Source organism: Lysobacter niastensis, assembly GCF_015453285.1.
Classification (GTDB): Bacteria; Pseudomonadota; Gammaproteobacteria; order Xanthomonadales; family Xanthomonadaceae; genus Lysobacter_J; species Lysobacter_J niastensis.
In genome coordinates this window covers 133392-152407 of record NZ_JADLZT010000009.1, presented here as the reverse complement: position 1 = coordinate 152407, position 19016 = coordinate 133392, and the positions used below count along the sequence as shown (strand labels likewise).

16 protein-coding genes are annotated in these 19016 nt (G+C 66.3%); 13 read left to right on the top strand and 3 right to left on the bottom strand.

What is annotated here, in order from left to right; all coding sequences use genetic code 11:
• Nucleotides 1–4 precede the first annotated feature (4 nt).
• Genes IU514_RS15935 through asnS form a run of 3 tightly spaced genes read right to left on the bottom strand, consistent with a single transcriptional unit; the run spans nucleotide 5 to nucleotide 2010 of the window.
• Nucleotides 5–304 carry a hypothetical protein gene (locus IU514_RS15935; protein ID WP_194932131.1) on the bottom strand — a complete coding sequence of 100 codons (300 nt, stop codon included), beginning with the start codon at nucleotides 302–304 and terminating at the stop codon, nucleotides 5–7.
• The gene (locus tag IU514_RS15930; RefSeq protein ID WP_194932130.1) at nucleotides 301–606 is read right to left on the bottom strand and encodes a hypothetical protein; all 306 of its coding nucleotides are present in this window, start codon (nucleotides 604–606) and stop codon (nucleotides 301–303) included. Before IU514_RS15930 ends, IU514_RS15935 begins: the two co-directional genes overlap by 4 nt.
• A gap of 3 nt (nucleotides 607–609) precedes the next feature.
• A complete protein-coding gene (gene asnS / locus IU514_RS15925; RefSeq protein ID WP_194932129.1) occupies nucleotides 610–2010 on the bottom strand; it encodes an asparagine--tRNA ligase in 1401 nt (466 codons plus the stop codon).
• A gap of 198 nt (nucleotides 2011–2208) precedes the next feature.
• Between asnS and IU514_RS15920 the strand changes: the two genes are divergently transcribed.
• From IU514_RS15920 to IU514_RS15860, 13 genes are all read left to right on the top strand, one after another.
• The gene (locus tag IU514_RS15920; protein ID WP_194932128.1) at nucleotides 2209–2547 is read left to right on the top strand and encodes a HesB/IscA family protein; all 339 of its coding nucleotides are present in this window, start codon (nucleotides 2209–2211) and stop codon (nucleotides 2545–2547) included.
• A gap of 125 nt (nucleotides 2548–2672) precedes the next feature.
• The gene (locus tag IU514_RS15915) at nucleotides 2673–4481 is read left to right on the top strand and encodes a DUF885 domain-containing protein (RefSeq protein ID WP_194932127.1); all 1809 of its coding nucleotides are present in this window, start codon (nucleotides 2673–2675) and stop codon (nucleotides 4479–4481) included.
• Nucleotides 4482–4701: 220 nt separating this feature from the next.
• Complete coding sequence (rpsF, locus tag IU514_RS15910; protein WP_194932126.1) at nucleotides 4702–5130, top strand: 30S ribosomal protein S6; 429 nt, start codon at nucleotides 4702–4704, stop codon at nucleotides 5128–5130.
• 11 nt (nucleotides 5131–5141) lie between these two features.
• Entirely contained in the window at nucleotides 5142–5372 is a 231-nt protein-coding gene (gene rpsR, locus IU514_RS15905; protein ID WP_031372470.1) for a 30S ribosomal protein S18, read from the top strand.
• A 148-nt stretch (nucleotides 5373–5520) separates the two neighbouring features.
• Complete coding sequence (gene rplI, locus IU514_RS15900; protein WP_194932125.1) at nucleotides 5521–5973, top strand: 50S ribosomal protein L9; 453 nt, start codon at nucleotides 5521–5523, stop codon at nucleotides 5971–5973.
• A 307-nt stretch (nucleotides 5974–6280) separates the two neighbouring features.
• On the top strand, nucleotides 6281–7699 hold the full coding sequence (locus IU514_RS15895) for a replicative DNA helicase (protein ID WP_194932124.1): 1419 nt from the start codon (nucleotides 6281–6283) through the stop codon (nucleotides 7697–7699).
• A gap of 92 nt (nucleotides 7700–7791) precedes the next feature.
• Nucleotides 7792–8172: a glycine zipper 2TM domain-containing protein gene (locus tag IU514_RS15890; protein ID WP_194932123.1), complete on the top strand. Its 381-nt coding sequence runs from the start codon at nucleotides 7792–7794 to the stop codon at nucleotides 8170–8172.
• Nucleotides 8173–8299: 127 nt separating this feature from the next.
• The gene (alr, locus tag IU514_RS15885; protein ID WP_194932122.1) at nucleotides 8300–9454 is read left to right on the top strand and encodes an alanine racemase; all 1155 of its coding nucleotides are present in this window, start codon (nucleotides 8300–8302) and stop codon (nucleotides 9452–9454) included.
• Nucleotides 9455–9517: 63 nt separating this feature from the next.
• Nucleotides 9518–10963 (top strand): cryptochrome/photolyase family protein, encoded by a 1446-nt coding sequence (locus IU514_RS15880; protein ID WP_194932121.1) that lies wholly within the window; start codon nucleotides 9518–9520, stop codon nucleotides 10961–10963.
• Nucleotides 10964–11483: 520 nt separating this feature from the next.
• Nucleotides 11484–12893 (top strand): WS/DGAT/MGAT family O-acyltransferase, encoded by a 1410-nt coding sequence (locus tag IU514_RS15875; protein ID WP_267464046.1) that lies wholly within the window; start codon nucleotides 11484–11486, stop codon nucleotides 12891–12893.
• A 98-nt stretch (nucleotides 12894–12991) separates the two neighbouring features.
• Entirely contained in the window at nucleotides 12992–13762 is a 771-nt protein-coding gene (locus IU514_RS15870) for a YiaD family glycine zipper/OmpA-like lipoprotein (RefSeq protein ID WP_386761304.1), read from the top strand.
• A gap of 161 nt (nucleotides 13763–13923) precedes the next feature.
• Entirely contained in the window at nucleotides 13924–16293 is a 2370-nt protein-coding gene (locus IU514_RS15865) for a Tex family protein (RefSeq protein WP_194932119.1), read from the top strand.
• Between the two features lie 138 nt (nucleotides 16294–16431).
• The gene (locus IU514_RS15860) at nucleotides 16432–18933 is read left to right on the top strand and encodes a mechanosensitive ion channel family protein (protein WP_194932118.1); all 2502 of its coding nucleotides are present in this window, start codon (nucleotides 16432–16434) and stop codon (nucleotides 18931–18933) included.
• The last annotated feature ends 83 nt before the right edge of the window (nucleotides 18934–19016 follow it).

Genomic DNA, 19016 nt, shown 5'->3' with positions numbered 1-19016 from the left:
CGGCTCAGTGCCGCGATGGCAGCTTCTGCACCATCTGCGCGCGCAACTGCTCGTCGCTGCCGCCCGGCGGAACGAGTTCGTCGAGCGCGAAGCCTCGGTCCTGCGCGTCGCCGTCGTCGATGCCGTCCAGCGCGACGAACTCGGCGTCCATCAGCGCGGCGCGTGCCGTGTCCTCGCTGTCATACGGCTGGGTGACGCCATCGCTGTCCAGGACTTCCGCCGTGCCGGCCTCGAGCACCCGCAGGCGCGCCCAGATCACCGTCCGGCCGAGCGTCGCCAGCCACCATTGGTCATTCGTGTTCATGCCACCACCGTCGACAGCAGCCAAAGCAGGAAGGCGCAGGCCAGCCCGGCGATGATCGTCAGCAGCGAGATCCGCGCGGGATTGGCCAGGCCGTTGAGATTGTCGTCATTCGCGACCAGATAGCCGCGCCGCAGCAGCCAGCCCCAGGCCGACGGACGCGCGAACGCGCCTTCGCCAAGCGAATGCTGCAGGGCCGGATGACGGTCGCGGATATGCACCAGCGAGAGCGGCCAGAAAATCACGAACGCGCAGAAGCCGGCAATGGCGATGGCGACGAACAGCAGTGCGAAGAACAGGATCACCGCTTAGAACTCTGCATGGCCCGGGGCGCGCGGGAAGGGGATCGCGTCGCGGATGTTGGACAGGCCGCAGACGTAGACCACCAGGCGCTCGAAGCCGAGACCGAAGCCGGCGTGCGGCACCGTGCCGTAGCGGCGGAAGTCGCGGTACCACTCGTAGTGGGCCGGATCCAGACCGAACTGCGCGATGCGCGCGTCGAGCATGTCGATGCGTTCCTCGCGCTGGCTGCCGCCGATGATCTCGCCGATGCCCGGGGCCAGCACGTCCATCGCCGCGACGGTCTTGCCGTCGTCGTTCAGGCGCATGTAGAAGGACTTGATGTGCTCGGGATAGTTGGTCACCACGACCGGGCGGCCGACGTGTTCCTCGGTCAGCCAGCGCTCGTGTTCGGTCTGCAGGTCCAGGCCCCATTCCACCGGGAACTCGAACTTCTTGTTCGACTTCTGCAGCAGCTTGATCGCGTCGGTGTACTCGATGCGCTCGAACGGCGCGTTGACGAACGACTCCAGTCGCGTGATCGCGTCGGGCTGCACGCGCTCGGCGATGAAGGCCATGTCGTCGGCGCGTTCGTTGAGCACGGCGCGGAACATGTACTTCAGGAATTCCTCGGCGACGCGCGCGTCCTCGGCCAGGTCGGCGAAGGCGATTTCCGGTTCGATCATCCAGAACTCGGCGAGGTGGCGCGTGGTGTTGCTGTTCTCGGCGCGGAAGGTCGGGCCGAAGGTGTAGACCTTGCTCAGCGCCAGCGCGTAGCCCTCGACGTTGAGCTGGCCGGACACCGTCAGGAAGGTTTCCTTGCCGAAGAAATCGCGGCCGAAGTCGACCCCACCCTTGGCGTCGCGCGGCAGGTTGGCCGCGTCCAGCGTCGAGACGCGGAACATCTGGCCGGCGCCTTCGGCGTCGGAGGTGGTGATGATCGGCGTACTGATCCAGTAGAAGCCGTTCTCGTGGAAATAGCGGTGCGCCGCCTTGGCCAGGCAGTCGCGGATGCGCGTGACCGCGCCAAACAGGTTCGTGCGCGGGCGCAGGTGGGCGACCTCGCGCAGGAACTCCAGCGAGTGCGCCTTGGGCTGGATCGGATAGGTTTCCGGGTCCTCGACCCAGCCGACCACTTCGATCGAGCTGGCCTGGATCTCGAACGACTGGCCCTGGCCCTGCGAGGCTACCAGCGTGCCGGTCGCGATCACGGCGCAACCGGCGGTCAGGCGCTTCACCTCGGACTCGTAGTTGGACAGCGAGCTTGGCGCGACGACCTGGATCGGCGCGAAGCAGGAGCCGTCGCTGACATTGACGAAGCTCAGGCCGGCCTTGGAGTCGCGGCGGGTGCGCACCCAACCACGGACCGTGACTTCGCCGCCGGCAGGCATCTTGCCTGCGAGTGCGTGCTCGACGCTGACCACCGTCATGCTCTTGAATCCTTGCCGCTTCGGGCCGATATGGAGAAGGCGGAGTTTAACGGTTGATTGCAGGCGCTTGCGAGGCGTGGCCCAGCCCGGGCCGCAAGGCTCCTCGTGGGAAGCTTTGTCCCGCTGCCGTTACGCCACCGACTCGTATAATCGGTCCGCCATGCGCCCAGCGCGTGCCTTCCCGAGTCTGGAGACCCCATGTCCGTCACCCTTGCTCCCGCGGCCCTCGACCGCGTCCAGCGCTATCTCGTCGAGACCCCGGGTGCGCTGGGCCTGCGCTTTGGCGTGACCCGGACCGGCTGCTCGGGGTGGCAGTACAAGGCCGACTTGGCGCATGAGCAGCACGCGGGCGACACCGTGTTCGAGCAGGAGGGCGTGCGCATCTTCGTCGATGCCCTGAGCCTGCCGCTGGTGGATGGCACCACCATCGACCTGGTCAAGCAGCGCCTGGGCGAGCAGTTCCTGTTCCGCAACCCCAACGTCACCGCCGAGTGTGGCTGCGGCGAGAGCTTCACCACCAAGGCCGACGCGGCCTGAGATCCGCGGCGTCCGCGCTCCGCTTGACTCTGGCGGCCAGCCGGCTGCTCAGGTCCACCCGCTTCCCCATGCGGTATCCCGATCAGGCCCGGCTAGACTCGGCCGCTGATCCAGGGGAAATCCGCATGCTCCGTCCAGTCCTGCTTGCCGCGGCGATCGCCGCCAGCCTGTCCGTGTCGCCTGGTGTGCATGCCCAGGCACCTGCCGCGGCGCTGGCCCAGCCGGCCCGCAATGCCGCCACCACCGAGCTCTACCGCCTGTTCGATGACGAATGGGAGCGCGGCATGCGCGAGAGCCCGGAAGAGGCCAGCTACCGCGGCGACAAGCGCTACAACGACCGCTGGACCGACATGAGCACGGCCGCGATCCAGTCGCGCATGGACGCCGACCGGAAGGCCCTGCAGCGCGCACGCTCGATCGATCGCAAGGCGCTGTCGGCCTCCGATCAGCTCCATTACGACGTGTTCGTATGGGACCTGGAGAAGGCCGTCGAGCGGCAGAAGTTCCGCGAATACCTGCGTCCGGTCAGCCAGCGCGGCGGCATCCAGAATGCCGAGGGCATCACCGAGTTGTTGCCGTTCGCGACCACCAAGGACTATCGCGACTGGCTGGCGCGCATGAACGCGCTGCCTGTCGCCATCGAGCAGACCCAAGCGCTGATGCGCGAGGGCGTGGCCGCGGGCAACACGCCGCCACGCGTGTTGATGGAGCGCGTGCCCGCGCAGATCCAGGCGCAGATCGTCGACGATCCGGCCCTGAGCCCGTTCTACAAACCCTTCACCCGTTTCCCGGACGCGGTGCCCGAGTCCGAGCGGGCAGCCTTGCAGGGCGAGGCCCGGCAGGTCATCGCCACGAAGATCGTCCCGGCCTACCGCCAGTTCGGCGAGTTCTTCGCGAAGGAATACCTGCCCAGGACCCGGACCTCGATCGCAGCGATCGACCTGCCGGATGGCAAGGCCTACTACGACTTCGTCGCCGGCTACTTCACCACCACCGACCTGACCGCCGACCAGATCCACCAGATCGGCCTGAAGGAAGTGGCGCGCATCCGCGCCGAGATGGAGAAGATCAAGGTCGAGGTCGGTTTCAAGGGCTCGCTGGCGGAGTTCTTCCAGTACCTGCGCACCGATCCGAAGTTCTTCTACAAGACGCCGGAGGAACTGTTCACGGCGTACGAAGCGATCTCCAAGCGGATCGACCCGCAACTCGTGAAGGCCTTCAAAACGATCCCGCGCCTGCCTTACGGCGTGCGGGCGATCCCCGACAACATCGCGCCGGACACCACCACCGCGTACTACCAGCCCGGTGCCGTGGATGGGACGCGTGCGGGCTTCTACTACGTCAATCTCTACAAGCCGGAAGTGCGCCCGAAGTGGGAGATGATGGCGCTGTCGCTGCACGAGGCCGTGCCGGGCCATCACTTCCAGTTCGCGCGGGGCATGGAGCTGCCGGACGTGCCGATGTTCCGGCGTGTCGGGTACTTCGTCGCCTACGGCGAAGGCTGGGGCCTGTACGCCGAGCGCCTCGGCTCCGACATGGGCCTCTACGACGATCCGTACGACCGCATGGGCCAGTTGGCTTACGACATGTGGCGCGCCGTGCGGCTGGTGGTCGACACCGGCATGCACAGCAAGGGCTGGAGCCGGGACCGGGCGATCGAGTACTTCATGGACAACTCGCCCAAGACCCGCCAGGACGTGGTCAACGAGATCGACCGCTATATCGGCTGGCCGGGCCAGGCGCTGGCCTACAAGATCGGGCAGCTGAAAATCTCGGAACTCCGTGAGAAAGCCGCGAAACAGCTCGGCGACCGGTTCGACCTGCGAGAGTTCAACGATGCGGTGCTGGAGACCGGATCGGTGCCGTTGAAGGCGCTGGAGGCCCATATCGATGCCTGGATCGCGGCCAGGCAGCAGGCGCCGAGCGGCGCCTGACCGGTCTCGAGGGGCGGCCCGGATGAACGGCTGCCGCCCGCGCATAGGCCCCTGGCAACGCGATTTGCGTCCAAGCCGTTGAATCCGCCATAATTTCCGGCTCCCGCGGCGTCAGCCAGGGAGACCTTGCTCTACCGCGCCCAGTACGGGTGGCGGGGGGCTGATCCGGTTCGCGCGGTTTCAACGCAGTCGCGCGGCCATCATCCACAAGGAAACAACCATGCGTCATTACGAAGTCGTGTTCCTGGTCCATCCGGACCAGAGCGAGCAGGTGCCGGCCATGATCGAGCGCTACAAGAGCTTGATCGAAAGCGGCGAAGGCAAGATCCACCGTCTCGAAGACTGGGGCCGCCGTCAGCTGGCCTACCCGATCGAGAACCTGGTCAAGGCCCATTACGTCCTGCTCAACATCGAGTGCAGCCAGAACGTGCTGAACGAGCTGGTCGACGGTTTCCGCTTCAACGACGCCGTGCTGCGTCACCTCGTCATGAAGCGCGATGCGGCCGATACCGAGCAGTCGCTCATCATGAAGTTCAAGGATGAGAAGGGCGACAAGCCCGAGCGCGGCGAGCGTCGCCGCCGTGACGACGATAGCGACAGTGCCGTTGGCACTGCCGATTCCGCCGACGACAGCATCGAAGCCGCCTAAGGATTGCCCCCATGTCCAAGTTCTTCCGCCGCCGCAAGTTCTGCAAGTTCACCGCCGAGGGTGTCAAGGAGATCGATTACAAGGATCTCAACACCCTGCGCCAGTACCTCACCGAGACCGGCAAGATCGTGCCGAGCCGCGTGACCGGTACCAAGTCGAAGTACCAGCGCCAGCTGGCCACGGCCGTCAAGCGCGCCCGTTTCCTGGCCCTGATCCCGTACACCGACAACCACAACGCCTAAGGCGATGCCGTTTCCTCCCCAGGGAGGAAACGCCTTGTCCCCCTGTCCCGCATCCGGGACAGGGCATGGGTGAGGAAAGCATCGCGTGTCTTCGGACAGCGCAACCCGCTGCGGGGCCAAGCCTCGCTAACGAATACGGAGCAATACCATGCAACTGATCCTCCTGCAGAACGTGCAGAACCTCGGCAAGCTCGGCGACAAGGTCAACGTCAAGCCGGGCTACGGCCGCAACTTCCTGGTCCCGTTCGGCAAGGCCGTTCCGGCCACCCCGACCAACCTGGCCGAGTTCGAAGCGCGCCGCGCCGAGTACGAAGCCAAGGCCAAGGCTGCCCATGACGGTGCCGAAGCCCGCAAGGCCGACCTGGAAGGCGTCGAGGTGACCATCACCGCGAACGCTTCGACCGAGGGCAAGCTGTACGGCTCGATCACGCCGCGCGACATCGCCGAGGCGCTGACCCAGGCCGGCCACAAGGTCGAGAAGTCGGAAGTCGTGCTGGGCGAAGGCCCGCTGCGCCGCACCGGCGAGTACGAGATCGTTGTGCACCTGCACGCCGATACCGAAGCCAAGATCAAGGTCATCGTCGTGGGCGAAGTCGCCTAAGACGAGGTTCCGCAAGGAACACGCAAGGGGCGCCGCAAGGCGCCCTTTGTCTTTCTTGGGATGCGCGCCGCAAGGCGCCCTTTGTTTTTCCGGTAATGCGCGCCGCATCGCGCCCCTTGTTTCCATACGGGTTTGGCGGGTATCTCAACCGCTGAGACGCCGGCATGCCATCCAGCGCGTCAGTAATCCACGCGATATCCACAGACTTATCCGTGGATGGGAGTCGCGCCGGTGACTACGATGCCAACCCTGCACCATTCAAACACACCGCGAAAGCCGCGCAGACGGCGAGGGGAACGGTAACGAGATGAGCGCGCGACCTGGGTTTCGTGGCGATCGCGACAAGCGTTTCGACAACCGGACCGAACAGCGGTTGGACCAGCTGCGCGTGCCGCCGCAGTCGATCGAGGCCGAGCAGGCTGTCCTGGGCGGCCTGATGCTGGCGCCGGAGGCCTATGACCGTATCGCCGACCAGCTCAACGAGCAGGACTTCTATCGGCGCGACCATCAGCTGATCTACCGCGCGATCCGCGAGCTGGCGGAAAAGGCGCGTCCGTTCGACGCCGTGACGCTGGGCGAATGGTTCGAATCGCAGGGCCTGATCGAGCAGGTCGCCGGCGGCGCTTACCTGATCGAGCTGGCCAGCACCACGCCCTCGGCGGCCAACATCGTGGCCTACGCCGAGATCGTCCGCGACAAGGCGACGCTGCGCCAGCTGATCGACGTAGGCACTGGCATCGTCAACGACGGCTTCCAGCCCGACGGCCGCGACAGCAGCGAGATCCTCGAGGAAGCCGAGCGTCAGGTGCTGGCCATTGCCCAGGCCAACACCTCGGGCAAGACCGACTTCACGCCGGTCACCAAGGCGCTGTCGGAAGCCTTCGACATGCTGCAGACCCGTTACGCCAATGGCGGCGGGATCACCGGCCTGCCGACCGGCTACACCGAGTTCGACATGATGACCGCCGGCCTGCAGAAGACCGACCTGATCATCCTGGCGGCGCGCCCGGCGATGGGTAAGACCACGCTGGCGCTGAACATGGCCGAGCACGCCGCATTTCGCAGCAAGCTGCCGGTGGCGGTGTTCTCGATGGAAATGTCGGCCAGCCAGCTGGCCATGCGCTTGATCTCGTCGGTGGGCCGCGTCAACGCGCAGCGCCTGCGTACCGGCCAGCTCGAGGACGAGGACTGGAGCCGCGTCACCGGCGCGATCCGCCAGCTGCGCGAGGTCAAGATCTTCATCGACGACGAGCCCGGCCTGTCGCCGGTCAAGCTCTCCTCCAAGGCGCGCCGCCTCAAGCGCGAGCACGGCCTGGGCCTGATCGTCATCGACTACCTGCAGCTGATGTCGGTGCCCGGCAACAGCGAGAATCGCGCGACCGAAATCTCGGAGATCTCGCGCTCTCTGAAGGGCCTGGCCAAGGAACTGCAGGTGCCGGTGATTGCGCTGTCGCAGCTCAACCGCTCGCTGGAAACGCGCACCGACAAGCGTCCGGTCATGGCCGACCTGCGCGAATCGGGCGCCATCGAGCAGGACGCGGACATGATCGTGTTCATCTACCGCGACGACTATTACAACAAGGAAAACTCGCCCGACAAGGGGCTGGCCGAAGTCATCATCGGCAAGCAGCGTAGCGGTCCGACCGGGTCGTGCAAGCTCAAGTTCTTCGGCGAATACACACGTTTCGACAACCTGTCGCACGACTCGGTGGGCAGCTTCGAGTAGTACGCGTGGTCCGGATTGATGGTCGGAAAGGCTTGACGCGGCGATAACCAAAGCGGGCGCAGGGTGGAGCAATCCTCCCCGGGAGCATCGCCATGCGCATCCTCATTCCATCCTGCATCGTGATGGCGGTGGCCATCGCGCTTGCCGGCGCGGCCTACGCCGGCGGACAGAGCACGTCCTCAAGCACCAAGACAACGTCCTCCAAGACCAGCAGCTCCAAGACCGCGAAGGAGCCTCACTGCTACGACGTGCAGGTGGAGCGCCCGAAGGAGGTCAAGGACGAACACAAGGTCGCCGGCACCGCACTTGGCGCGGTGGCGGGTGGTCTCCTCGGCAACCAGGTCGGCGGCGGCAGCGGCAAGAAGATCGCCACCGTGGCCGGTGCCGTGGGTGGCGGCTACGCCGGCCGCAAGATCCAGGAAAACAACCAGAACAAGACCGAGACGGTCACCGAACGCCGGTGCGATCCGTAGCGGCTCCCCGCCACTGAAGGTCCCCTGCGCCGCACGCACCGCGGATGATCGCGGGCGTCATGGCCTGCGCCATATGACGCGCAGCCCCGCTTAGAATTGGTGCCCGCGTATCACCCTCGGGAACGACGTGCACCACTCACCAGGCATGCCTCCCGCCGCCAGCGAGCGGCCCACCCGCATCGTGGTCGATCTGGACCACCTGGCCTTCAACCTGCGCAGCATCCGCGCGCACGTTGGCGTGCCGGTGATGGGCATCGTCAAGGCCAACGCCTATGGGCACGGGCTGGTGCCGGTCGCGCTGCACCTGCAGGCGCAGGGCGTCGAGCAGTTGGGCGTGGCCTTCGTCGAAGAGGGCATCGCACTGCGCAATGCCGGGGTGACGGCGCCCGTGCTGGTGCTCGGAGGCATTTTCGGACCCCAGGTCGCGCAGTTCATCCTGCACGACCTCGAGATCACGGTGTCCTCGCTCGACAAGCTGCGCCAGGTCGAAGCGGCGGCGCAGGCGCTGGGCCGCAAGGCGGTGATCCACCTGAAGATCGACACCGGCATGGAACGCATCGGCGTGCACAGCTACTCCTCGCGTGCGTTCGTGGAAGCGGCGGTGGCATCGCCCTGGTGCGTGCTGAAGGGCATCTACTCGCACCTGGCGTGCTCGGACGATCCCAACTCTCCGATGACACTGCAGCAGTTGGAGCGGTTCTTCGACGCCTGCTCGCACATCGAGCGCCTCGGCGCGCCGATGCCGATCCGGCATCTCGCCAATTCCGGTGGCGTGCTGCACTTCCCCGCGACGTGGCTCGACATGGTCCGTCCCGGCATCGTGCTGTACGGCGTCCAGCCGGATCCGGCGTCGCTGCGCACCATCGAGGTGAAGCCGGTGATGTCGCTGGCGTCGCAGGTCGTGTACTTCAAGGTCGTCAAGGCCGGCCATCCGGTCAGCTATGGGGCGACCTGGGCGCCCGAACATGACACGCGCGTGGTGACGATCCCGATCGGCTACGGAGACGGCTACCCGCGGGCGTTGTCCTCGCGTGGCGAAGTGCTGATCCGCGGTCATCGCTATTCCATTGTCGGACGCGTCTGCATGGATCAGTTCATGGTCGACATCGGCCAGGACAGCGCCTTCAACGAAGACGAAGTGGTGTTGATCGGCTCGCAGGGAGATGACGCCATCACCGCAGAAGCGCTCGCGCAGCGGGCCGGCATCATTCCCTACGAGATACTGGTCGGACTCAACGATCGCATTCCGCGCGAGTACCGGGGCGGATCGGCGGAGCGCTGAGCCAGACGCCGGTTGCCGCATTCATTGGCGGCATACTGGGGCGTCGACCCAAGGGAGCAGGCGATGTCAGGAACCGCTGCGGATACGTCGCCGCCCGCGCTGGTCTGGTTCCGCAACGACCTGCGCCTGGCGGACAACCCGGCCCTGATGGCCGCCATCGAAGGCGGCTACGTCCCAATTCCTATCCACATCCATGCGCCCGACGAGGCCGGCGACTGGCGGCCCGGAGCGGCGAGCGATGCCTGGCGCCATCGATCGCTGGCGGCGCTGGATACCGCGCTGCGCAAGCACGGCTCCCGCCTGCGCCACTTCGTTGGCCCGAGTTTGCCCACCTTGCAGTCGCTGGTCGCCGCTACCGGTGCCGAGGCGGTGTTCTGGAACCGTCGATACGAACCGGCCTATGAGCGCCGCGACACCCGCATCAAGCAACAGCTTCGCGGACAGGGCCTGCGCGCGGAGAGCTTCAATGCCGCGCTGCTGTTCGAGCCATGGATGTTGCGGACGAAGCAGGGCGATCCCTTCAAGGTGTTCACGCCGTTCTGGCGGGCCGCGCTGGCGGCATGGCGGCTCGCGCCGGGAGTTGATGCGCCCAAGGCGATTCCGCCCTGGAGGGAAGGACCGGAAGGCGTCCCACTGGCAGCGCTGAAGTTGCAGCCGTCGCGCGGTTGGGACCGCGGCTTCTGGGAGGCATGGGAGCCGGGCGAAGCCGGCGCGCACGAAGCGCTCGAAACCTTCCTCGAAGGAGCGCTGCGCGGTTATGGCGAACAGCGCGACTTTCCCGATCGGGCCGGCACCTCGCGGCTGTCGCCGCACCTGCACTTCGGCGAGATCGCGCCGTGGCGCGTCGCTGCGGCACTGGAGGCGCAACGCGGTGGCGCCAATGGCCAAGATATCGATGCGGCATTGCGCGAACTGGGCTGGCGCGAGTTCGCTCATCACCTGCTGCATCACTTCCCGCATACGACGGAGCAGAACTTCAATTCGCGCTTCGATGGTTTCGACTGGGCCCGCGTGTCGCCAGCGACACTGGAAGCCTGGCAGCAGGGCCGCACCGGAGTGCCGATCGTCGATGCCGGCATGCGCGAACTATGGAGCACCGGCTGGATGCACAACCGCGTGCGCATGGTCGTGGCGAGCTACCTGACCAAACACCTCGGCTATCACTGGCGACACGGAGCGCGCTGGTTCTGGGACACGCTGGTCGATGCCGACCTGGCGAACAACACGATGGGATGGCAATGGGTGGCCGGCACGGGTGCCGATGCCGCGCCGTACTTCCGTGTTTTCAATCCGCTCACCCAGGCCGAGAAGTTCGATGGGCAAGGGCGCTACATCGCGCGCTGGGTGCCCGAACTGGCGAATCTGCCGCTGCCCCTGCGGCTGGCGCCATGGCGTGAACCCGGTGAGCTGCGGCGGTTGGCACCGGCGTATCCACCCCATCCGGTCGTCGATCTGGCGGCCGGACGCGAGGCCGCATTGCAGCGTTATCGGCAATTGCGCGGCGATTAGGCGGGGTCCGAATCACGACCATCCGGCGACGTTTTCAGGCCGCCTGTCGGTACCGGCAGGCGGCCGGCGGGGCGTGCGTGTCGGCGCACATGCCTGTCAAAGCTTGAACCACAGCGCTCTGCGCGAGATTTTTGCCGGGCGCTGCGTGTGAAGGCGGCGACAAGAGTGCCGGGGAGGGCTGTGCTAGCGTCCGCCGCGCTGTCCGAGTCGGCACGGTACGTGCGTAAGGCGCGGCGCCATCGAACATGCACCGCTTTGAAGGGGATGGAGAAGCGGGGGGAGGAAAGGCCCGGTCACTCCGGGCCTTTTCTTTGCCCTGCGTTCGCAATCGAACTCTGGCCGCTCTTTTCCTTCACGTTGCGTCGACGGCCCCTGGCATTCCGGCGCAGTGCATGCGGAGCGCGTTGACGCTGTTCCGGCCTGCGTGATTCACTCGTCGCGACGCTTGGGAGGGCGCATGGCCACGGCAGAAGCGCAAGGCAAACGCGCACGTCGCGCGAGGACGACGCGACGCGAAGCAATGACAAGGGTGGACACCGCCTGGCTGCGCATGGAGCGGCCGACCAATCCGATGATGATCACCGGCGTGCTGATGTTTGCCGAGCCGATGTCGCTCGAACGTCTGCGCAAGGTGGTCAAGCAGCGCTTCCTGGCCTACCGCCGGTTCCGCCAGAAGGCCGTCGACACGCCGGCCGGCGCGTCGTGGCAGACCGACGAGAACTTCGATCTCGACTGGCACGTGCAACTGGCGGCCTTGCCCGGCCGCGGCGGCAAGCGTGCGCTCGAGCGCTTCGTCAGCCAGCTCGCTTCGACCCCGCTGAGCCATAACCGCCCGCTGTGGCAGTTCCATCTTGTCGAGCGCTACGACGGTGGTTCGGCGCTGGTCGCGCGCATCCACCACAGCTATGCCGACGGCATCGCGCTGGTACAGGTGCTGTTGTCGCTGACCGACACCTCGCCGGAGCCAGGCAAGGACGAGGAACTGCCGCGTGCGTGGCTCAAGCAGGATCACGCCGATGTCGCCCGTCGCGTGGGAGCCGTCGACCGTTACATGCAGTTGGGCAGCAAGGTCGTCGAGAAGGGCATGGATCTCTATCGCGATCCTGGCCTGGCGGGCGTGCTGGCGAAGGAGGGCAGTGAGATCGCGCGCGAACTGCTGCATGCGCTCACGCTGCCGGACGATCCGCCGTCGCTGTTGCGCGGCCGCCTTGGTGCGAGCAAGCGCGTGGCGTGGGCCGAGCCGCTCGATCTGGAAGAGGTCAAGGCCGTCGGCCGCGCCTGCGACTGCACGGTCAATGACGTCCTGATGGCGACCGCCGCAGGCGCGCTGCGGCATTACATGATGGAACGCGGCGAGGATGTCGACGGCGTGACGCTTCGCGCGACGGTGCCGGTCAACCTGCGGCCGCTCGAACATGCCAAGAAGCTGGGTAACCACTTCGGGCTGGTGTTCCTCGACCTGCCAGTCGGCGAGGGCAATCCGATTCGCCGGCTCGAGCGGATAACGCAGTGCATGCAAGACTTGAAGAACTCAAGGCAAGCTGTTGTTGCTTATGGGCTTCTTGCTGCGTTGGGCATGGCGCCGTCGCAAGTCCAGGGACTGGCGCTCGACCTTTTCAGCCGCAAGGCGACGGCGGTGGCGACCAACGTGCCCGGTCCGCAACAGCCGCTGTATCTGGCCGGCTGCCAGCTGCGCGAAATGATGTTCTGGGTGCCGCAGACCGGTTCGATCGGCGTCGGCATTTCGATCCTCAGTTACAACGGTCGCGTGCATTTCGGTCTCATCGCCGATGCGAAGCTGATTCCCGATCCGGATGCAGTGATCGGCCGCTTCGGTGCCGAGTTCGACAAGCTGCTGTACCTGGCGCTGATGGGCGACTGGAACGAACGGCTCGATGCCGGACTCGCGGCGGCCTTGATGCCGGAGTGATGTGCATCGACGAACGACCATCCGGTCAGGTTCCCGTCACCTGCAATCGTTCCGGACGTGGTTAGCTTGGAACCCTGTTCAGGCTCTCCCCCACAAGGATCGATATGAAGGCACAGATCAAGATGATGTTCGCGATCGCGGCGATGACCGCGACGCTGGCCGGCTGCGCGACCGGCAGCAATGGTTACTACGGCCAGCAGCAACCGCAGCCGTACCCGCCGCAGGGCCAGCCCTATCCGCCGCAGGGTCAGACCTACCCGCAACAGCAGCAGGCGCCGCAACAGCAGCAGGGCATGAGCAAGACCAGCAAGGGCGCCATCATCGGTGCGCTGGCCGGTGTCGCGGCGGGCCTGCTGAGTGGCGACGACGCCACCGAACGTCGCCAGCGCGCTCTCGTCGGCGCGGGCGTAGGTGGTCTTACCGGTGCCGCGATCGGCAACTACCAGGACCGCCAGGAGCGTGAGCTGCGCGAACAGATGGCCGGCACCGGCGTCGACGTCGTGCGCCAGGGCGACAACATCACGCTGAACATGCCCAGCGGCATCACTTTCGACTTCGACAAGTCGGCCCTGAAGCCCGAGTTCTTCCCGGTGCTGGACGACGTCGCCCGCACGCTGCAGGAATACAACCAGACCATCGTCGAGGTCGCCGGCCACACCGACAGCGTTGGCACCGATGCGTACAACCAGGCCCTCTCCGAGCGCCGCGCTGCCGCCGTCGGCAACTACCTGATGAGCCGCGGCCTGAACCGGGAGCGCTTCATCATCGTCGGTGCAGGCGAAGGACGTCCGGTGGCCAGCAACGATTCCGAAGCCGGCCGTGCGCAGAACCGCCGCGTCGAGATCACGCTGGTGCCAATCCAGTCGTAAGAGCACGGGTTACCGCATCGTCGAAACGGGCCGCCATGCGGCCCGTTTCTTTTTCGGGTCCGACCGGCCGAAAAACCCATCTGTCAACGGGTTCCGCGAACGCTCCGGCGTTGCCACAATCGCGGCATCCCCCGCATTCCGGGGGCAGACGACCGGAAGCAATGCAAGACAACGCCAGCAAGTCCGCGCGGCAGATCGCCGACAAGATCGCCCGCCTCATCGCCGACGAGATCGGCGCCCAGCCCGCCCAGTCCCTCGCCGCCATCGCGCTGCTCGACGAAGGCGCGACCGTGCCGTTCATCGCGCGCTACCGCAAGGAAGTCACCGGCGGGCTCGACGACACGCAGCTGCGCAACCTCGAGGTGCGCCTGACCTACCTGCGCGAACTGGAAGACCGTCGCGCCGCCGTGTTGGCCAGCATCGAGGAGCAGGGCAAGCTCACCGGCGAACTGCGTGCCGACATCGAGGCCGCCGACAGCAAGGCGCGCCTGGAAGACCTGTACCTACCGTACAAGCCCAAGCGCCGCACGCGTGCGCAGATCGCGCGCGAAGCCGGCCTGGAGCCGCTGGCCGACGGGCTGGTCGCCGATCCGATGCTCGTGCCGGAAGAATTCGCCGCCAGCTTCGTCGACGCAGAGAAGGGCGTGGCCGATGCCAAGGCCGCTCTCGATGGCGCTCGCGCGATCCTGATGGAGCGCTGGGGCGAGGACGCGCAGTTGGTCGGCGAGTTGCGCACCTGGCTGCACGAAGTCGGCGTGATCCGTGCCCGGGTTGCCGAGGGCAAGGAAAACGAAGGCGCGAAGTACCGCGACTACTTCGACCACGCCGAATCGCTGGCGAAGATTCCGTCGCACCGCCTGTTGGCGTTGTTCCGCGGCCGCCGCGAGGAGTTCCTGTTCCTCGACCTCGACCCGGGCAGTGATGCCGAAGCTGGTCACCTGCTGGCCGAAGGGCGCGTGGCGGTGCATGCCGGCATCCAGGCCAAGGGGCGTCCGGCGGACAAATGGCTGCTCGACAGCTGCCGCCTGACCTGGAAGGCCAAGCTGCATCTGCACCTGTTGTTGGACCTGTTCGCGCAGGCGCGTGAAAAGGCCGAGGCCGAGGCGATCGACGTGTTCGGCGACAACCTCAAGGATCTGCTACTGGCCGCGCCGGCCGGTTCGAAGGCCGTGCTCGGCCTCGATCCGGGTTTGCGCACGGGCGTCAAGGTCGCGGTCGTCGACCGTACCGGCAAGCTGGTCGATACCGCGACGATCTACCCGCACGAGCCCAAGCGGCAGTGGGACCAGTCGCTGATGGTGCTGCGCGCGCTGTGCGCCAAGCACCAGGTCGAGCTGATCGCGATCGGCAACGGCACGGCCTCGCGCGAGACCGACAAGCTGGCCGGCGACCTGATCAAGCTCGCGCCCGAACAGAAGATGCAGAAGATCGTGGTGAGCGAGGCGGGCGCATCGGTGTACTCGGCCTCGGAGTTCGCGGCCAAGGAATTTCCAGGCCTGGACGTGTCGTTGCGTGGCGCCGTGTCGATCGCGCGCCGCCTGCAGGACCCGCTGGCAGAACTGGTCAAGATCGAGCCCAAGGCGATTGGTGTCGGTCAGTACCAGCACGACGTCGACCAGTTCCGCCTGGCGCGCGCGCTCAACGCCAAGGTCGAGGACTGCGTGAACGCGGTGGGCGTGGACGTCAACACCGCGTCGGCCGCCTTGTTGACGCGCGTGTCGGGCCTGTCGTCGACCGTGGCCGAGAACATCGTGGTCTACCGCGACCAGAACGGCGCTTTCAGAAGCCGCAAGGAACTGCTGAAAGTGCCGCGACTGGGCGACAAGACTTTCGAGCAGTGCGCCGGCTTCCTGCGCATCGCCGACGGCGACCAGCCGCTGGACGCGTCTTCGGTGCACCCGGAGGCGTATCCGGTGGTCGAGCGCATCCTCAAGCAGTGCGGCCGCGAAGTGAAGCAGGTCATCGGCGACGCGCCGTTGCTGCGCGGCTTGAAGGCCGAGCAGTTCACCGATGAGAAGTTCGGCGTGCCGACCGTGCGCGACATCCTGAAGGAGCTGGAGAAGCCCGGCCGCGACCCGCGTCCGGAGTTCAAGGCGGCGCGTTTCGCCGACGGCGTGGAGGACATCAAGGACCTCAAGGTCGGCATGATCCTCGAGGGCGTGGTCAGCAACGTCGCCGCGTTCGGCGCCTTCGTCGACATCGGCGTGCACCAGGATGGCCTGGTCCACATCTCGGCGCTGTCGGACAAGTACGTGAAGGACCCGCGTGAGGTCGTGAAGGCCGGCGACGTGGTCAAGGTGCGCGTGATCGAGGTGGACATCCCGCGCAAGCGCATCGCCCTGACGCGCCGGCTGGACGATGCGGCGCCCGCGCCGCGTCCCTCGCGCGATGAGCGTGACGCGCGTGGCGGGCAGCGCGATGGACGAGGTCCGCGCGACCCGGGTCGTGGCTTTGCGGCAGCCAAGCCGGCACCGGCTCCCGCCAACAACGCCCTGGCCCACGCATTCGCCCGCGCCAAACGCGGAGACTGATGCCCGGCAGTACCTGGAAAAGCCCGCCGATTGGCGGGTTTTTTTCGTTATAGCCAGAGATGGTCGAGGCGGGGGCGTCTTATGCGCGCCTGACTGCATGACCTAGACTCGCGGCGTCAGGTTCTGACGGAGGCGTTCATGCTCGTTCGGTTCGGATGGCTGGCCTGGATCTTCTGCGCCGCGCTCGCGCTCGCCAGTCATTCCGCATCCGCGCAGGTGGCCGCGAGCCCCGGCGATGCGGAAGCGAAGGGGCCAGCAGCCATCCCGGTCGCGGACATTCCCTCCCGCGCCGACAGTGACGAGCGCTTCGCCGAGGAAGTGGTGCTGCGCGCTTCGTCCGCGGACCCGACCGCATCGCTGTCGCCGCGGCTGGAGGCGATTGCCCGTTCGGTCGAAACGAAGGCGAAGCTGTTCCGCGGCGACGAGCTGCGCACCCTGCCGGTGATGCGGCTGGAGAGCCTGGAACGCCATTGGAAGTTTGACGCCAGGCAGTTCTCGCGCTGGCAGAAGGACATGCGCGATGCCACCGCGCCGTATGCGGTGGATGCCGACGATCTCGCGCACCGCCGCGCCGATTGGGAGGCGACGCAGGCGATTGCGGCGCGTGGCGACATGCCGGCAGCGCTGTCGGCCCGCGTGGATTCGCTGGTGACCCAACTCAAGGCTGCCGAACAGGCCCTGTCGACGCCACTGGCGCAGCAGATCGCCCTCGGCCGGCGCGCAAACTCGATCGATTCGCGGATCCAGGCAGGATTGAAAGTCGTGGCCCTCGCCATCGACTACATCGACAGCCGGCTGGTCCGCATCGATGCCCCGCCGCTGTGGGCCGACACCAGCCGGAGCGCGGTCGGGCAGGGTGCGCTCGAATCCCTCGTCTCGGGCATGAAGATCGAGCTCGGGTTCCTGCGGGAATACAGCGCCGCCAACCTGGGCAACACGCGCGTGCTCAACCTGTTCCAACTGTTGCTGCTGCCGCTGCTGTTGTGGCTCGGCTACCGCAGCCGGCGCGCGGAGGCCTCCGTGGCCGACCCGCGTTTCGCGGCGGCCGACAAGGTGTTGCGGCGGCCGGTTTCGACCTGGTTGCTGCTGTCGATGATGGGCGTGCTGGTATTCGAGCCGGATGCGCCGCTGCTGCTGCACCAAATCGCGATGCTGGTCGCGCTGGTGCCTGTGCTGCGATTGATGCCTCCGGAAAGCAGTCGCCTGCTTGGCCCGTGGCCGTACGTCGCCGCTGGCCTGTATCTGCTCGAGCGGCTCGGCTTCCTCTTCCTTGCCAACGGCTTCTTCTATCGCTCCTACCACCTGGGGCTGACCTTGCTGGCGATGCTGCTGACGCTCTGGCTGTTGTGGCGTTCGCGCAAGGCCAGCTACTCGGGACTGGCAGGGAGGATAGGCAAGGTCATCCATGTCGCCGCCTGGGGCAGTATGGGTTTGCTGGCGATCTCCGCGGCCTCGAACATTCTGGGCAATGTCTCTCTCGCGGAGATGTTGACCAGCGGCATCATCGACAGCGGCTATTTCGGCCTGGTGCTGCATTCGGCCGTCACCGTTTTCCTGGCGATCCTGCACTGGGTGCTCGTGCAGCGCGGCGTGCACCGGTTCCGGATCGGACCCAGCGACGGCCTGCCATTGCTGCAGTTGTTCGCTCGCCTGCTCACCGCCGCCGCGGTCATCATGTGGCTGGCCTTCGCGATGAACCGGTTCCGCATCTTCCGTCCGGCGTACGCGCTGGCCGAGGGGGCGCTGAAGCATACGTTCCGGTTCGGCGAGATCTCGATCAGCCTCGGCCACGTCCTGGTATTCGCGGTGTCGGTGCTGATCGCGTTCTGGGCGGCCAAGACGGTGCGCTACCTGCTGCAGGAGCACTTGTTGACGAAGATGGCTCTGCCGCGCGGTGTCGGCAACAGTGTCGCGTCACTGACCTACTACGCGTTGCTGCTGCTGGGGCTGGTGGTGGCGCTGTCGGCGGCCGGGTTCAAGGTGAGCCAGCTGGCGTTCGTGTTCGGCGCGCTGGGTGTCGGCATCGGCTTCGGCCTGCAGAACGTCGTCAACAACTTCGTATCCGGACTGATCCTCATGTTCGAGCGGCCGATCCAGCCGGGCGACGTGGTCGACATCACCGGTACGACCGGACGGGTCCGCGACATCGGCATGCGCGCGACCACGATCAAGACCTTCGAGGGCGCCGACGTCATCGTGCCCAACGGCACGCTGTTGTCCGAGAAGGTCGTGAACTGGACGCTGCTGGATCGCAACCGCCGCCTCGACGTCGACGTGGGCGTCGCCTATGGATCGGAGCCTGCACAGGTCGCTGCGCTGTTGAAGGCAGCGGCCGACGCTACCCACGGCGTCGCCAAGGAGCCGGCGCCGGTGGTGTTGTTCACCGGACTGGGCGCGAGCGCACTGAACTTCACCGTGCGCGCCTGGACGTACGACTTCGACAATTCGGTCGACATCCGTAGCGACCTGGTGTCCCGCGTCTACGCGAGCCTGGTGGGTGCCGGGATTGAGATTCCCTATCCGCAGCAGGACGTGCACCTGCGTAGTGTTTCGCCGGAGGCGCAGTCGGCACTGGCGCCTTCACCCACGCAGGAAGAGGGCGCCGAGGGAGAATCTCAGGGACACGAAGAAGGCAGATAGCGCACAGAAGCTCCGGACTTGCTGCTCCATCGCGGGGCCGCAACAAAAGAAAAAGCCCGCCGAATGGCGGGCTTTTTCTTCAG